General features: G+C 61.7%; 15 protein-coding genes, 1 tRNA gene and 1 riboswitch. Of the genes, 9 read left to right on the top strand and 7 right to left on the bottom strand.

Annotated elements, in window-relative coordinates; translation table 11 throughout:
* Positions 1-73: 73 nt before the first annotated feature.
* The 4 genes from ACSQ26_RS17630 to ACSQ26_RS17615 all read right to left on the bottom strand — a co-directional run bounded on the left by ACSQ26_RS17630 (position 74) and on the right by ACSQ26_RS17615 (position 3,573).
* The gene (locus ACSQ26_RS17630) at positions 74-316 is read right to left on the bottom strand and encodes a hypothetical protein (RefSeq protein WP_436011062.1); all 243 of its coding nucleotides are present in this window, start codon (positions 314-316) and stop codon (positions 74-76) included.
* Positions 313-1,419, bottom strand: a complete 1,107-nt coding sequence (locus ACSQ26_RS17625; RefSeq protein WP_436011060.1) for a 2Fe-2S iron-sulfur cluster-binding protein — start codon at positions 1,417-1,419, stop codon at positions 313-315. The genes ACSQ26_RS17630 and ACSQ26_RS17625 overlap by 4 nt, the downstream gene beginning before the upstream one ends.
* 14 nt (positions 1,420-1,433) lie before the next feature.
* A complete protein-coding gene (locus ACSQ26_RS17620) occupies positions 1,434-2,681 on the bottom strand; it encodes an aromatic ring-hydroxylating oxygenase subunit alpha (protein ID WP_436011058.1) in 1,248 nt (415 codons plus the stop codon).
* A gap of 119 nt (positions 2,682-2,800) precedes the next feature.
* Positions 2,801-3,003, bottom strand: a riboswitch (cobalamin riboswitch).
* 84 nt (positions 3,004-3,087) lie between these two features.
* Positions 3,088-3,573 carry an Lrp/AsnC family transcriptional regulator gene (locus tag ACSQ26_RS17615; protein WP_436011056.1) on the bottom strand — a complete coding sequence of 162 codons (486 nt, stop codon included), beginning with the start codon at positions 3,571-3,573 and terminating at the stop codon, positions 3,088-3,090.
* Positions 3,574-3,676: 103 nt separating this feature from the next.
* On the opposite strand from ACSQ26_RS17615, the gene ACSQ26_RS17610 reads away from it, so the two are divergent.
* Positions 3,677-4,912 (top strand): diaminopropionate ammonia-lyase, encoded by a 1,236-nt coding sequence (locus ACSQ26_RS17610; protein WP_436011054.1) that lies wholly within the window; start codon positions 3,677-3,679, stop codon positions 4,910-4,912.
* On the opposite strand, the gene metH is transcribed toward ACSQ26_RS17610, so the two are convergent.
* Positions 4,876-8,649, bottom strand: a complete 3,774-nt coding sequence (gene metH, locus ACSQ26_RS17605; RefSeq protein WP_436011052.1) for a methionine synthase — start codon at positions 8,647-8,649, stop codon at positions 4,876-4,878. The genes ACSQ26_RS17610 and metH overlap by 37 nt on opposite strands.
* 200 nt (positions 8,650-8,849) lie before the next feature.
* Between metH and rsgA the strand changes: the two genes are divergently transcribed.
* Complete coding sequence (rsgA, locus tag ACSQ26_RS17600; protein WP_436011050.1) at positions 8,850-9,872, top strand: ribosome small subunit-dependent GTPase A; 1,023 nt, start codon at positions 8,850-8,852, stop codon at positions 9,870-9,872.
* A gap of 182 nt (positions 9,873-10,054) precedes the next feature.
* Positions 10,055-10,213 carry a hypothetical protein gene (locus tag ACSQ26_RS17595; protein ID WP_258160698.1) on the top strand — a complete coding sequence of 53 codons (159 nt, stop codon included), beginning with the start codon at positions 10,055-10,057 and terminating at the stop codon, positions 10,211-10,213.
* Positions 10,214-10,636: 423 nt separating this feature from the next.
* Here the strand turns inward: ACSQ26_RS17595 and ACSQ26_RS17590 are convergent, their stop codons facing one another.
* Together ACSQ26_RS17590 and ACSQ26_RS17585 are read right to left on the bottom strand one after the other, a co-directional pair.
* Positions 10,637-10,963 carry a GYD domain-containing protein gene (locus tag ACSQ26_RS17590; protein WP_436011048.1) on the bottom strand — a complete coding sequence of 109 codons (327 nt, stop codon included), beginning with the start codon at positions 10,961-10,963 and terminating at the stop codon, positions 10,637-10,639.
* A gap of 243 nt (positions 10,964-11,206) precedes the next feature.
* Positions 11,207-11,281: transfer RNA gene (locus ACSQ26_RS17585), tRNA-Thr, on the bottom strand.
* 150 nt (positions 11,282-11,431) lie between these two features.
* On the opposite strand from ACSQ26_RS17585, the gene ACSQ26_RS17580 reads away from it, so the two are divergent.
* From ACSQ26_RS17580 to ACSQ26_RS17555, 6 genes are all read left to right on the top strand, one after another.
* Entirely contained in the window at positions 11,432-11,665 is a 234-nt protein-coding gene (locus ACSQ26_RS17580; protein WP_436011046.1) for a hypothetical protein, read from the top strand.
* 142 nt (positions 11,666-11,807) lie between these two features.
* Complete coding sequence (gene murA / locus ACSQ26_RS17575; RefSeq protein ID WP_436011044.1) at positions 11,808-13,100, top strand: UDP-N-acetylglucosamine 1-carboxyvinyltransferase; 1,293 nt, start codon at positions 11,808-11,810, stop codon at positions 13,098-13,100.
* An 83-nt stretch (positions 13,101-13,183) separates the two neighbouring features.
* A complete protein-coding gene (locus ACSQ26_RS17570) occupies positions 13,184-13,621 on the top strand; it encodes a DUF2948 family protein (protein ID WP_436011042.1) in 438 nt (145 codons plus the stop codon).
* A 21-nt stretch (positions 13,622-13,642) separates the two neighbouring features.
* A complete protein-coding gene (gene hisD / locus ACSQ26_RS17565) occupies positions 13,643-14,941 on the top strand; it encodes a histidinol dehydrogenase (RefSeq protein WP_436011040.1) in 1,299 nt (432 codons plus the stop codon).
* 3 nt (positions 14,942-14,944) lie between these two features.
* Entirely contained in the window at positions 14,945-15,418 is a 474-nt protein-coding gene (locus tag ACSQ26_RS17560) for a UPF0262 family protein (RefSeq protein WP_436011038.1), read from the top strand.
* 5 nt (positions 15,419-15,423) lie between these two features.
* The gene (locus ACSQ26_RS17555; RefSeq protein ID WP_436011036.1) at positions 15,424-15,894 is read left to right on the top strand and encodes a low molecular weight phosphatase family protein; all 471 of its coding nucleotides are present in this window, start codon (positions 15,424-15,426) and stop codon (positions 15,892-15,894) included.
* Positions 15,895-16,042 lie beyond the last annotated feature (148 nt).

The raw sequence follows: 16,042 nt of genomic DNA, 5'->3' as shown, positions 1-16,042 counted from the left end.
TCCTCTCGTGGAACACGCGGTCTATCAGCCGTTCAACCGCATTTATACGTGAAGGCGGAGGCGCCGGATCACATCAATGGCGCTGCCGTCTTCGGCTCCGCGACATCGACGGCTGAGGAAAGCTCGCTTGCACCAGCATCGTCCGCAGCCGCGCCAATTGCTCGCAGGGCAAGGCGCTCTTGTCGATCCGCGCGATTTCGATGCGCGCAGCGGCCGCCACATCAGTGTTTTCCGGCAGGCCGAAGAACCAGGAGAGGAACATATCCTCCGAACGGCGATGGCGGGGCGCGTTATCGTTGGTATCTGTTGTGCTCATGCCTCGACCTCGACGGGCGTGAGCGGCCGCGAGCAGCAGGCAAGCACATAGCCGCCGGCGATTTCCTGCTCGCTGATGCCGCCATTGTGGCGCATGTCGACGTCGCCGGCCCGCTTGAGGACCTTGCAGGTGCCGCAAATGCCGGACTCGCAAGCCGCCGGAATGCGGACGCCGGCTGTGCGCGCGGTCTCGAGAATGGTCTGGCCGGGCTCGCACACGGCTTGCTCGTTCGATCCGAGAAAGCTGACGGTCAGGCCCGCCACCTTGCCCTTTGCCACGACCTCATGAGCCTGCTTGTGCACGCTCTCGGCGATCGATGTCGCTCCAAAGCTTTCCTGATGGTAATGGCCCATGTCGAAGCCCTCGGCACGGGCGATGGTGCTCACTGCCTTCATGAAGGGATCGGGGCCGCAGCAGAAGATCTCCCGGTCCATGAAATCCGGAACCAGCAGGGCGAACTTGTAGCGATCGATGCGTCCCATCAGACCGCCCCAGGGTGCCGCTGCGGAGCGGCCTTCGGGCAGGAAGCCGAGCGACAGGTTCGGCATGCGTCGGGCGAGCATTTCGAGTTCGTCGCGGAAGATGATCTCTTCCGGCCGCCGCGCCGAATTGAGGAAGGCTACGTCGGCGCCCGGATCGCAATCGGCGAGCCAGCGCAGCATCGACATCATCGGCGTGATGCCGGAACCAGCGGAAATGAAGAGGTATTTCCTCGCTGGATTGCGCGCCAGCGTGAAGTGACCGCTCGGGCCATAGGCACGGATGCGCGAACCGGGAAAGACATTCTCGAACATCCAGCGCGTGCCGATGCTCGCCGGCTGCGCCTTGATGGTGATCGCGATCGAATAGGGGCGCGAGGGCGACGACGAGACCGTGTAAGTACGGTGCAGGTCACCGCCCTTGGCGCGCAATTCGACCGTGATGAACTGCCCCGGCATATAACGGAACCAGCCGCCGCCCTCGACCGCGAAGGTGAAGGTCTTCACGTCGAGTGCCTCATCGGTGACGCTGGTGCAGACCAGCATCTGCCGTGCCGAATTCCACGGCGTCATCTGGTCGAGCGGCAGGGCGGAGGGCGTCGTACCCGTCAGCATCATGTTCATCGTGGCGCTCCCGATCAGGCGACGTTTCGCAGCGCAGGCCTGCGCACACCGGAAAGCCGCTCTTCGATGAAACGGGAATACCAGTCGACGAACTGGATCACGCCACCCTCATGCATCTCGGAATAGGGTCCGGGCTGATAAGCCGGCGAGTGGATGCCGCGCGCATTTTCCTCGACGATCTGGCGGTCCTGGTCGTTCGTCTCGGTCCAGACATGGATGAGTTCGTCGAGTCGATAGTCGATGCCCTCGACGGCGTCCTTGTGGACCAGCCATTTGGTGGTGACCGCGGTTTCGGTGGCGCTCAGCGGGATCACGCGGAAGGTGATCGCATGGTCACTCAGGATGTGGTTCCACGTCGTGGGATAGTGGTAGAGCAGCAGCGAGCCGATGCGGTCCATGTTGACGTTGTCGGAAAGCCGCATCTGCACCGCCTTGCGGCCGGACAGCGTATAGCTGATCGCCTCGCGCAGCAGCGGCACGCGGGTCGTGCGGAACTGCCCGGCCTCATCGATGGTGAATTCGCTCGGCAGGCCGATCGCCTCGCACTTTTCCCAGTGCGCGACGATTTCGGGGTCTTCCGCAGCGCCATTGACGCCGGTAATGGTGGGCGCTTCCGGGAAGGTCTTGCAGAGTTCCGGATGGTTGCCGGCGCAATGGTAGCATTCGCGGTTGTTTTCCCAGACGAGCTTCCAGTTGCCCTTCTCGATGATCGTGCTCTCATAGGCGATCTTGGCGTCGCGGAGCCGGTGCGGCAGGAAGTAGGGCTCCATCATCTTCTTGAACGGCGCGAAATCCAGCGGCTCGTCGGCGAGACAGATGAAGATGTAGCCGCCGGCGCTTTCACAGGCGACGGGCTTCAGGCTGAAGCCTGCGGGATTGAAATCGTCGCCCATCTGGCGCGCGAAGAGCAAGGAGCCGTCGAGATCGTAAGTCCACTGGTGATAGGGGCAGACCAGTTTGGCCGCGTTGCCGCGCTCGGTATTGCAGACCCTGGAGCCGCGATGGCGGCAGGAATTGTGCAGCGCGTTGATCCTGCCATCGGCGCCGCGCACGATCACGACGGGATAGTCGCCGATCTGCACCGTGAAGTAATTGCCAGGATTGGGGATCTCGCAATCGTGGCCGATGAACAGCCAGTCGCGATACCAGATGGTTTCCACGTCGATCTTGTGGAAATCCGGGTCGATATAGAAGGGCTGGTCCAGGCTGTAGCCCGGTTTGCGATTCCTGAGCCGCGTCAGCATGTCGGAACGGATATCCATGGTCGATCCTCGTCGGTTTCCAAGGACTGGGCATGGTGGACATGGAGGGAAGGTCGCTTGCACGCACGGAAATCCAGCGAGCATGGCGATCCGCCTCTTGACCGCCCACCGCGATCAGTCGAGTTCAAAATCCCGAGGCTGGTTTCCGGGCTCTGGAACTGTCCTCACGGACTTTGTGACTCCTTCCCAGGCTATTCGGCCCAGTGGACTCCCGTCACAATTTTCGTTCCAATACCGTTGCGGGGGCAGCGCCGGAATTTTACCGGCTTCCCAATTCTCCAACCGGTTTGACCCGATCGGCACCTCAAGTGTCCTGATAAGACCATAGTCGTTGCGACATGGCGTCATCATTTGCGACATCGCGATGGCGTCGTGAAAACATAATCATTTTGCCCTGGAAAAATGCTCAGCGCTCGAGTGGCACGGCGAGGCCAACCTTGACACGATCCATCGCGACGAAGGTCCGGAATCGCTTCACATTGTTGTTGCCGAAGAACAGCCTGCGGGTGAGCGACTCATAACCCGCCATGCTGGACACGACGATGACGAGGATGAAATCCGCTTCTCCCGTCACATAATAGCATTGCTGGATTTCAGGCGTTCCGGCGAATTCCCGCTTGGCGCTCTCGATCTGCTCGGCCGTTTCGCTGAACACTTCGACCTCGACGAAGATGGTGATCGGCTGGCCGACCGCCTCGGGATCGACGACGGCGACGTTGGCCTGGATGACGCACGCTTCGGTCAACCGCTTGATGCGGCGCTGGACCGCTGGGGCGGAGAGATTGACCGCCTCGCCGATCGTCCGCTGCGGTGTCATGTTATCCGCCTGCAGGATCGCGAGTATCTTCCGGTCGAATTCATCGAGGGCGACAGGCGGATCGGACTTGCGCAAAACCGGGCTCCAACGAAACAAACTTGCAAGGCTCAGAGCAATATAGAGCGCAAATCCCACCACGATTGCAATAATGTTCACGCAGCAATCGAGGAGGGCCATCATGTTCCTGCGCAACACCAATCCCGAATACTGCCAACCGCTAACACCGGAGGATGCCGAAACCCTCGGCCTCACTTCCGCTCGGGAAGTGGAACGCTATCTCGGCTTCCGCGACAATCACACGGAGACGCCGCTGCTTTCGTTGCCGGCTCTGGCTGCAAGCATCGGCATCGCCTCGATCCACATCAAGGATGAGGGCAAACGGCTGGGGCTCGGCAGCTTCAAGGCATTGGGCGGTTCCTATGCCGTGATCCGGCTGGTGCTCGAAGAGGCGGGCCGCCAGCTTGGCCGGACGGTCGATGTCTCCGAACTTTCCACACACGATGTCCGTGCCGTCTCCGCCAGGATGACCTTCGCCTGCGCGACCGATGGCAATCATGGGCGCTCGGTGGCGCAGGGCGCGCAACTGGTCGGCGCCCGCGCCGCGATCGTCGTGCATGGCGGCGTGAGCGACGAGCGGGTGGCGGCCATCGCCCGCTTCGGCGCCGAGATGATCCGCGTCGCCGGCACCTATGACGATTCGGTGCGTGAGGCAGCTCGGGTCGCCAGGGAGAACGGCTGGACCATCGTCTCCGACACGTCCTGGACCGGCTATGAGCGCATTCCCGGCCTGGTCATGCAAGGCTACACGGCGATCGTCCGCGAGGCGCTGCGCGCGCTGCCGGAACCGCCGACCCATGTCTTCGTCCAGTCGGGTGTCGGCGGCATCGCCGCTGCCGTGGCAGGACATCTCGCGATCGCGCTCGGCGACAAGCGGCCAATCCTCACCGTCGTCGATCCGGCGCGTTCCGCCTGCATCGTCGAGACGGCGCGCGCTGGCCATCCCGTCAAGATACCGCATGGCGAGCCGACTGTCATGGCGATGCTCGAATGCTACGAGCCTTCACTTGTCGCCTGGCGGATTCTTGCCCGCGTCGGTGATGGCTTCATGACCGTCGATGAGGAGGATGCGATTACGATCATGCGGCGGCTCGCCAACCCGCTCGGCAAGGACCCGGCGATCGTGGCGGGCGAGAGCGGCGGCGTCGGCCTTGCGGGACTGCTGCGTGCCGCTGCCGATCCGGCCATAAAGCTCAAACTCGGGCTCAACGCGAAATCGCGGGTCTTCGTCATCAATACCGAAGGCGCGACAGATCCGGAGAAATACCGCATGCTGGTCGGCAGGACGCCGGCGGAGGTTACGGCCGGGCTAGGCGTGGATTATTCTGCCGCTTCGGCTGCCGGCGCGGGAATGTAGTTCAGTACCGGCCCGAGCCAGCGTTCGACCTCGTTGATCGCCATGGATTTGCGCACTGCATAATCCTCGACCTGATCGCGCTCGACCTTGGCGACGCCGAAGTAATAGCTCTCGGGATGGCTGAGATAGATGCCCGAGACGGACGATCCCGGCCACATGGCGTAGCTCTCGGTCAGCGTCACTCCAGCGGTCTTCTCGGCATCCAGCAGTTCGAACAGCGTGGCCTTCTCGGTATGATCGGGCTGAGCGGGATAGCCTGGCGCGGGGCGGATGCCCTGATAGGGCTCGCCGATCAGGTCTTCGGGGGCAAACGTCTCATCCGCGCCATAACCCCAGAATTCCTTGCGCACGACCTCATGCATGCGTTCGGCGAATGCCTCCGCGAAACGGTCGGCCAGCGCCTTGACCATGATCGAAGAATAATCGTCATTGGCGCGCTCGAAGCGTTCCGCGATCGCCACTTCCTCGATGCCTGCCGTGACGACGAAGCCGCCGATATAGTCCGGCTTGCCGGATGAGGCGGGCGCAACGAAATCCGCCAGCGCGACATTCGCCTTGCCATCGCGTTTGGACAATTGCTGGCGTAGCGTGAAGAATGTCGCCAATTCATCCGAACGATTTTCGTCCGTGAACAGCTTGATGTCATCGCCGACCGCATTGGCCGGCCAGAACCCGATCACGGCCTTGGGGACGAACCATTTCTCGTCGATGACCTTTGCCAGCATCGCCTGTGCATCCTCAAACAGTTGCCGGGCCGCGACCCCCTGCTTTTCATCGTCGAGGATAGCCGGATAGCGGCCCTTGAGCTCCCAGGTCTGGAAGAACGGGGTCCAGTCGATATAGCGGGCAAGCTCCGCCAGATCCCAGTTGTCGAACACCTTGGTGCCGAGGAACGATGGCTTCGGCGGCGTGTAATTGGCCCAGTCGATCTTATGCGCATTGGCACGCGCAGCTGCGAGCGGCACCCGCTGCTTGGCGGATTCAGCTTTATGATGCGCATCGGACACCTTGCGGTATTCGGCCCGGATCGTCTCGACATAGCCGGGCTTCACCTCGGCGGAGAGCAGGCTCGACACCACGCCCACCGCGCGCGAGGCATCGGTGACATACACCGTCTGCCCGGCCTCGTAGCGCGGATGGATCTTGACTGCCGTATGCACCCTCGATGTTGTGGCACCCCCGATCAGCAGCGGAATGTCGAAACCCTGCCGCTCCATCTCGGATGCCACATGCACCATCTCGTCAAGCGAGGGTGTGATCAGGCCCGAGAGCCCGATAATATCGACTTTCTCTGCCCTCGCCGTCTCCAGGATTTTCGTCGCCGGCACCATAACGCCGAGATCGATGATCTCATAATTGTTGCAGGCCAGCACGACACCGACGATGTTCTTGCCGATATCGTGGACGTCGCCCTTGACCGTCGCCATCAGGATCTTGCCGGCGGTCTCGCGCTCGCCGTGTATGCCCTTCAGCGCGTTCGCCGCCTTTTCCGCCTCCATGTAAGGCAGCAGCACAGCCACGGCCTGCTTCATCACCCGGGCGGATTTCACCACCTGCGGCAGGAACATCTTGCCCGCACCGAACAGGTCGCCCACGACGTTCATGCCAGCCATCAGCGGGCCTTCGATGACATGCAGCGGCCGTTCGGCATTCTGCCTCGCCTCCTCGGTATCGAGATCGATGAACTCCGTGATGCCGTTGACCAGCGCATGCTCCAGCCGCTTTTCCACCGGCCAGTCGCGCCATTTCAGGTCCCGCTCCTTGGCTTCCCTGCCGGCCGAACCCTTATAGCGTTCGGCAATGTCGAGCATGCGCTCGGTGGCCTCAGGTGTGCGGTTCAGCACCACGTCCTCGCAGGCCTCGCGCAGTTCGGGATCGATCTGGTCATAGACCGCCAGCTGCCCGGCATTGACGATACCCATATCCATACCAGCCTGGATGCAATGATAGAGGAACACCGCGTGCATTGCCTCGCGCACCGGCTCGTTGCCGCGGAAGGAGAAGCTGAGATTGGAGACCCCGCCCGAAATATGCACATGCGGCAGCGTCTTGATGATGTCGCGCGTCGCCTCGATGAAATCGACGCCGTAATTGTTATGCTCCTCGATACCCGTCGCAACCGCGAAGATATTCGGATCGAAGATGATGTCTTCGGGCGGAAAGCCGGCCTGTTCGGTCAGCAGCTTGTAGGCGCGGGTGCAGATATCGACCTTGCGGGCATGGGTGTCTGCCTGGCCTTGCTCGTCGAAGGCCATCACTACGACGGCAGCGCCATAGGCGCGCACCAGCTTGGCATGATGCAGGAACGCCTTTTCGCCCTCTTTCATCGAGATCGAATTGACCAGTGGCTTGCCCTGCACACATTTCAGCCCGGCTTCGATGATCTCCCATTTGGAGGAATCGATCATGACGGGAACGACAGCGATATCCGGTTCGGCGGCGATCAGATTGAGAAATTCCACCATCGCCTGCTTGGAATCGATCAGGCCCTCGTCCATGTTGATGTCGATGATCTGGGCGCCGTTGGCGACCTGGTCGCGGGCGACATCGAGTGCGGCGGCAAAATCGCCTGATGTGATCAGCTTGCGGAATTTCGCCGAGCCCGTGACATTGGTGCGCTCGCCGACATTAACGAAGGGAATATCCTTGGTCAGCGTGAAGGGCTCGAGCCCCGAAAGCTTCATAAGCGATGTGTGTTCGGGAATTTGGCGCGGCGGATATTTGGCGACGGCTGCGGCGATGGCGCGGATATGATCCGGCGTCGAGCCGCAGCAGCCGCCGACGATATTGACCAGGCCATCCCTCGCGAATTCCTCGATCTGCGCTGCCATGAATTCCGGGCTCTCGTCATACTGCCCGAAAGCATTAGGCAGGCCGGCATTGGGATAGGCGCAGATGAGCGCATCGGCGACACCGGAGAGCTCCGCCAGATGCTCCCGCATGGCATTGGCGCCGAGCGCGCAGTTCAAGCCGATGGTGAGGGGATCGGCATGGCGGACCGAATGCCAGAACGCGGTCGGCGTCTGGCCCGATAGCGTGCGGCCCGAGAGATCGGTGATCGTGCCCGAGATCATCACCGGCAGGTCGACGCCCTTCTCCTCGAAAATCTCCTTGCACGCAAAGATCGCGGCCTTGGCATTCAGCGTGTCGAAGATCGTCTCGATAAGGATTATATCCGCGCCGCCGTCGATCAGCCCACGCAACTGCTCGCCATAGGCGATGCGCAGGTCATCGAAGGTCACGGCACGATAGCCGGGATTGTTGACATCGGGCGACATCGACGCCGTCCGGTTCGTCGGCCCCAATGCGCCGGCAACGAACCGGCGCTTGCCATCGATTGCTTCGGCTCGCCTGACAGCACGTTTGACCAGCCGCGCACCATCGCGGTTCAGTTCATAGACCATGTCCTGCATCGCATAGTCGGCCTGGGCGATCGAGGTCGAGGAAAACGTATTGGTCTCGATGATATCGGCGCCGGCGATCGCATATTGGAAGTGGATCTCTTCGATCGCCGCCGGCTGGCTGAGAATCAGAAGGTCGTTATTGCCTTGCTGGTGGCAGGCGCAGCCGCCGAAGCGATTGCCCCGGAAATGATCCTCGCCGAAACCCAGACCCTGGATCTGCGTACCCATCGCGCCATCGAGAATGAGGATGCGTTCGCGCGCCGCATCCGTCAGCGCGGCGCGCGCGTCTATTCTTTCCGTGGTGACCCCATCGTCGAAAAGCGAATCCAGCATCTCGGTCTCCGATCCATCACATAAAGACATTGTTATGTGATTATATCATTGAATGCGACGTCGCAATGAAAATATATGAATTGCTTGGGCAGCGCAGCCAAAAAGCCCATGACGGCGTGCCTTCCTCGCGATACAAGCGCATCAGCACAATCGAGAGGGAAGTCGTTCATGGCGCTTACGATGAATTTCTGGATCAATCCGTGACCAACGTCATTGGCTCTGAACCGCTGGCATCGCTCGGCTGGTCCGACTTCTTCGCCGCCCAGATCGAGGAGGGCGAGGCGGATTTTGCACCGCGCCGCATTTCATCGGTCCATCGGGCCCGCCTTGAAGCGATCGATGCCTCGGGGCCGGTCCACCTCGATCTTCCTCCCAACGCCAATACGGCGGAATTTGCGGTGGGCGACTGGGTTCTGGCCGATCCGTGGACCGGCGCGTTCATCCGCCGTCTCGAGCGCCGGACGCTGTTGCAACGGCGCACGGAAGGCCGGAACGGCCAGCAACTGGCGGCCGCCAATGTCGATACGCTGTTCATCGTCACCTCATGCAATGCCGATTTCAACCCGGCGCGGCTGGAACGCTACCTGATCATGGCGAACGAGGCGGGCACCACGCCGGTGATCGTGCTGACCAAGGCTGACACATCAGACGATGCTCGTGGCTATGAGCAGGATGCGATGTCCTTGCAGCGAAATCTGCCGGTCGTTGTCCTGAACGCAAAGTCCGCCGATGCCGTCGACGCCCTTGGGCCCTGGTGCGGCCCCGGACAGACCGTGGCGCTGGTCGGGTCGTCGGGCGTCGGCAAGTCGACGCTGGTCAATACTCTGGCCGGGACCGGGCGCGACAGCATCCAGAAGACCGGGGATATCCGCGAACACGACGCAAAAGGCCGCCACACCACCACGGCGCGGTCGCTGCATGCGCTTCCCGGCGGCGGCTGGATCATCGATACGCCGGGCATACGGACGCTCTACGTCAGCGACGTGACCGACGGCATCGACACACTCTATGCCGAGATCACCGATCTCGCACCGCTTTGCCGGTTTCGTGATTGCACCCACGAACATGAACCGGGCTGCGCCGTTCAGGCTGCCGTGGCCGCTGGCACGCTGTCTGCGGAACGCCTGCAACGCTGGCGCACCCTGCGCGACGAAAATCGCGACAAGACGCCGGTGCTGACCGGCCCAAAAGGCAACAAGGTTATCCGTAAAAACAGACGCTGACTTTGCCGGTTTTGCCCTGGCCTCCCGCCTGCATTGAAAAAAGCATCAGTCAAACCCATATTTGACGCACGAGAATGCCGCCGCCTGTGGTATGTCGCCAAAATACGCGGCCCATTTCCCTCACACCTCGATCATAAATACGCTTTGGCACGGCGCCGGAGCGATCAATTCAGGAGTCTCCCATGTCCGACAAGAAAACGAATGCCGCCGAAAAGCCCTATGAACCGATCCAGTTCGCCAAGAAGCACCGTATCTCCGTCGAGGATGCCAAGGCGATCATCGCCAAGCACGGCGCCGACCGCAAGTCGGCCGACAAGGAAGGCCGGCGCGTAAGTGTCTAATAGTGAAAACGCGTCACGGGCAATCATCCACGTGGCGCGATACCATCTCTTCGAAAATTTGTAATATCGGCGCGGTGTTTTGGCGGCTGTCGTGTTCGCGGTCAGCAATACTGATTTGAAAGTCAGCGCCGAAAAAATGAGCTGAAGTCTCAGCGATCCGAAGTCGTCAGCCGCTCACGTCTGCAAAATAGTCTTCGTCAATGCTCTTCATTGCGGGTGCGGAAGCCCGGCATGGTCGTGCAACTGAAAACTTTTCGTTTGCAGCATGGGTTAGATTAATCGCGGCCAAAGCAGTCAGTCAGTCTGATGCCAAACGCAGCCGGCAAGTTGGTTAAGGGGCCACCCACCGGCCGCGCATTCATGCGCAGCGCACCACTAATTTCCCACCGGGGCCTTGCGCGGACCTTGCGCGGCGGGCGGAACCTATGTTGCGGGAGGACGATACCGAATTGACTTTGCTTTGCCCAAGGCCTCAATCGTGTCCTCTACGGTTATGAGGACTACCGTTTCAATGGAGCTGAGCGCTCCTCCCGCGCCGATCGCAAGCGCGACGGCCGCCATCGAGACATTGTCAGGCGCCTCCCACAAATTCCAACCATCACGCTCGCCAAACGCGTACCAGAACCCATGCAGCTTTCCGCCCACTGATTCAATGTAGGCACGTGCAGCATCTCGTCGGTCTTCGGGCTTTTCGATCATACGTGCCCAAGTCTCAGGCGTGTAACTGAAGCGGGTAAGATACATTGCCATAGCTGCCTCCCTGGTCTGAAAAGCGCAGTAAACGCTCAAACCTGAAAGAGCACCAGTGATTTCTAATATATGGTTCCGGAGGCGCGACCGGGTGCCATCGTCTTCATCTAGACTTGAGAGTGGAGTTCTGGATTCGGGCGCGCCTCCCACCAAACGGGCCGCCGAAAGGTGGTTTAACAGGTGGCTAGCCCAGCGAGGAAAAGCCAAATATTCGTTATATAACAATAGATTAGTGGAAAAAACTGGTGCTGCGAGAGAGGATTGAACTCTCGACCTCACCCTTACCAAGGGTGTGCTCTACCACTGAGCTACCGCAGCATTTGCCCCGGCGACGCGCGTTGCTGTCGGCCGGTGAAGCGGGCTGGCTATTGCCATAGGTTTTCCGCCAGCGCAAGCGCATTTCCCGATAACGCAAAAGTTTTTGGCAGATAGCTTCCGGGTCGCCGGGATTTGTCTTATGAGCATGGCATGAGCATCGACGAGGAAATCGACGGCGAGCAAACCGCCGCATCGGCCGATATGCCGGCATCGAAGCGGGCGCGGCAGGAGCAGCTTGCCCGCAAGGCCGCCGAGCGCGATCTCAGGCTGAAGGCGCAGCTCAGGGCGAACCTGCAGCGCCGCAAGGTGCAGACGCGGGCGCGCCGCGAGGGTGAGGAGGACAGCCGTCCCGGCGATCTCCCGGCCTCACGCGAGAAGCGCTGACCGGCCGCCCCAATTTCCCCCAAATTCCGGGCTTAACCCGCATTTGCCCGCCTTCCTTGAATGTGCGTACTCAATCGTTTAAATGAGCCGGGATTTTTGAGAGGCGCCGCACCTCCCGCCGCGCCCACGGGGAAAGACTTTTATGGATCGCATCAGGATTGTGGGCGGCCGTCCGCTCGAAGGCATTATTCCGATTTCCGGCGCCAAGAATGCGGCTTTGCCGCTGATGATCGCCTCGCTGATGACCTCGGACACGCTCACCCTCGAAAACGTGCCGCATCTCGCCGATGTCGAGCAATTGATCCGCATCCTCGGCAATCATGGCGTCGATGTCTCGGTCAATGGCCGGCGCGAGAATCAGGATGGATCCTATGCCCGCACCATCCATTTCACCTGCCGCACGATCGCCGATGTGACCGCGCCCTATGAACTGGTCTCCAAGATGCGCGCCAGCTTCTGGGTTATCGGGCCGCTTCTCGCCCGCGAGGGCCATTGCCGCGTCTCGCTGCCGGGCGGTTGCGCCATCGGCACGCGCCCCGTCGATCTGTTCCTCGAAAGCCTGAAAGCGCTCGGCGCCGAAATGGACATCGACAACGGCTATGTGAACGCCCGGGCGCCCAAGGGCGGCCTCGTCGGTGCCAAATATACGTTCCCAAAAGTCTCGGTCGGCGCCACGCATGTGATGCTGATGGCCGCCAGCCTTGCCAATGGCACGACCGTGATCGGCAACGCCGCGCGCGAGCCTGAAATCGTCGACCTTGCCAAGTGCCTCAACGCCATGGGCGCCAGGATCACCGGCGCCGGCACGCCGACCATCACCATCGAAGGCGTCACCTCGTTGGCCGGTGCCCGTCACCGCGTGATGCCTGATCGCATCGAAACCGGCACCTATGCCATGGCGGTCGCGATGACCGGCGGCGATGTCGAGATCACCGAAACCGACCCGGCCTTCCTCGAAACGGCGCTGGAAGCAATCCGCCGCACCGGCGCGGAGGTTACGACCACTGCGCGCGGCATCCGCGTGCGCCGCAATGGCGGCGGCATCAATCCGGTCGATGTGGTCACCGATCCGTATCCGGGCTTCCCGACCGACATGCAGGCGCAGTTCATGGGGCTGATGACGCGTTCGAGCGGCGTGTCGCACATCACCGAGACGATCTTCGAGAACCGCTTCATGCATGTGCAGGAACTGGCGCGCCTTGGCGCCAAGATCACCCTGCATGGCCAGACCGCCACCATCGAGGGCGTCGACCGGCTCAAGGGCGCCCAAGTCATGGCGACCGATCTTCGCGCTTCCGTCTCGCTGGTCATCGCAGGCCTTGCGGCCGAGGGCGAAACCACGGTGTCGCGCGTCTATCATCTCGACCGCGGCTTCGAGCGGCTCGAGGAAAAGCTCACACGCTGTGGCGCAATCGTCGAGCGTATCAGCGATTGACGTTGCGAAACGTGACCGCGCACCCTATCTGACAGCCGGATAGGGGCGCTCCAGATGGGGCGCCGGCAAACCGGACAAATGGCATGACGCTCAAACTTCTGGCACTTGACGATGTGGACCTGGAGGTCGTGTCGGCCCATATGCAAGACGCCGTTTTCAAGACCGGCGACCTGCAATACTGGCCGTCGCGCAAGCAGTTCGCGGTCGCGGCGAACCGCTTCGTCTGGGAAAACACGGCAGTTGGCGACCAGCCGCTCGAGCGCCGGCGCGCTGCCCTCGTCTTCAAGCAGGTCAAGTCGGTGCGCTCGGTCGGTTTCGATCGCAAGGCGAATGAGAATGTGCTGTCGCTGCTCGCCGTGACCTTCGAGAAGGAAGGCGAGGGGCCCGATGGCGCCGTCGAACTCGTGCTCGCGGGCGGCGGCTCGATCCTGCTCGATGTGGACTGCATCGAAGTTCAGCTTGCGGATACCGGCGGAGCATGGGAAACGAAGCTGAAGCCGCGCCATCCGGGTGCGGCCTGACACCCAAGGCACGGGGGCATCTTGGCAATCTGGCTCAATTTCGAGGCGCCTGACTTCGAGCGCAATTTTGCGGCGTTCCTCACGACTAAGCGCGAGGCGTCCGAGGACGTCAACATTGCCGTCAAGGCGATCATTTCAGACGTCGTGGCGCGGGGCGACGCTGCGCTCAAGGACTATTCGCTCAGGTTCGACGCGCTCGATTTCAATCATGTGCCAATGCGCGTCACGGTCGATGACCTGGATGTCGCCGAACGCGCCATAGAGCCCGCCGTTCGCGATGCCTTGCATCTGGCCGCGGAACGGATCGAGCGGCACCATCGGCGCCAGCTTCCCAAGGACGATATCTATCAGGACGCGCTGGGCGTGACGCTTGGATCGCGCTGGACGGCGATCGAGGCGGTCGGCCTCTATGTTCCGGGCGGCATGGCGAGCTATCCGAGTTCGGTGCTGATGAATGCCATCCCGGCGCGGGTCGCAGGCGTGCCGCGAATCGTCATGGTCGTGCCAGCGCGCGAAGGCGCGATCAATCCGGCCGTGCTGGCGGCTGCGAAAATCGCCGGCATCAATGAGATCTACCGCATCGGCGGCGCGCAGGCGGTGGCAGCCCTTGCTTTCGGCACCGAGACGATCAGTCCGGTGGCCAAGATCACCGGTCCCGGCAATGCCTATGTCGCGGCCGCCAAGCGCCAGGTTTTCGGCACGGTCGGCATCGACATGATCGCCGGGCCATCCGAGGTTCTGATCATCGCCGACCGGGACAACGACCCGGATTGGTTGGCCGCCGACCTGCTGGCACAAGCCGAGCACGACACCGGCGCGCAATCGATCCTGATCACCGACGACGAGGCGTTCGCAAAGTCGGTGGAGGCTGCGGTCGAGCGGCAACTCAAACGGCTCTCCCGCTCGGAGACCGCAGCTGCAAGCTGGCGCGATTTCGGTGCGATTATCATCGTGCCCGATCTGGAAAAAGCCGTTCCGCTTGCCGACCGCATCGCGGCCGAACATGTCGAAATCGCCACTTCTGATCCCGATGCGCTGATGCTGAAGATTCGCAACGCCGGTGCCTTCTTCCTTGGTCGTCATACGCCGGAAGTCATCGGCGACTATGTCGGCGGATCGAACCACGTGCTGCCGACGGCGCGCTCGGCCCGCTTCTCCTCCGGCCTGTCGGTGCTCGATTACATGAAGCGCAGCTCAATCCTCAGGCTCGATGCGGCCCAGCTCAAGGTGCTGGCGCCCGCCGCGATCACGCTGGCCGAATGCGAGGGCCTCGATGCACATGCCCGTTCCGTCGCCATCCGATTGAACCCGGAGGCGTAAGCGATGGGCGAGGGCGCTTACCGGCTTTCGGACATTGTGCTCGATGAATCCATCGGGCGCTCCACGCCGGATGTCGAGCATGAGCGCGCCGTCGCGATCTTCGATCTCCTGGAGGAGAACTCCTTCACACCCGATGGCCATGTGGGCGGCCCCTATCATCTGAAACTCTCGCTCATGGAGCAAAAGCTGGTCCTGTCGATCAGCACCGAGGAGGGAGATGCCGTCACCACCCATATCCTGTCGCTGACGCCCTTCCGCCGGATCATCAAGGATTACTTCATGATCTGCGAGAGCTACTACCAGGCGATTCGCTCCTCGACGCCTTCCCAGATCGAGGCGATCGACATGGGCCGGCGCGGCATCCACAACGAGGGCTCACAGACCCTGCAGGATCGCCTGAGCGGCAAGATCACGCTCGATTTCGACACCGCGCGGCGCCTCTTCACGCTGGTCTGCGTGCTCTACTGGCGGGGTTGAGCCGGATGACGAACCCGAACGAACCGGCAAATGAAGGAAAGCCGCCGGGCGCGGTGCTTTTCATGTGCGGCATGAACTCGATCCGCTCACCGATGGCCGAGGCGATCGCGCGGCATTACCTGCCGCAGAGCGTCTATGTCGCATCCGCCGGCGTGCGGCGCGGCGAGCGCGACCCCTTCGTCGATGCGGTGCTCGATGAGATCGGCCTCACGATCGGCCGCCACCAGCCGCATCTGCTCGATGATCTGGAGGACGATTATTTCGACCTGATCGTCACCCTGGCGCCGGAAGCCCACCACAAGGCGCTCGATCTCACGCGCTCGTGGTCGGTGGATGTCGACTATTGGCCGACGCCCGATCCTACCGTGGCGACCGGCACGCGCGAGCAGATACTGGACGCCTATCGCGACGTGCGCGACCACATTTCAAGGCTCATCATGGCACGTCTGGTCCGCAAGAATGGCCAGGGTACTTGAAAAATCGGTGATTTCGCCGCCGGAGCCTGCAAATTAGGCAGAAAATCGCTGACACAGTGGTTGAGAATGCCCAGACTTTTGTGTAGTTTCCGCGCCAATTCGCGACCGGGCGCATTCTACCCCATCGTGTGAACCTCTAGGAAGATAC

The sequence above is a fragment of the Rhizobium sp. LjRoot254 genome (genome assembly GCF_964254105.1).
GTDB lineage: Bacteria > Pseudomonadota > Alphaproteobacteria > Rhizobiales > Rhizobiaceae > Rhizobium_E.
Note: the sequence above shows the minus strand (reverse complement) of the source record. Positions and strands in the feature narration are given on the sequence as shown.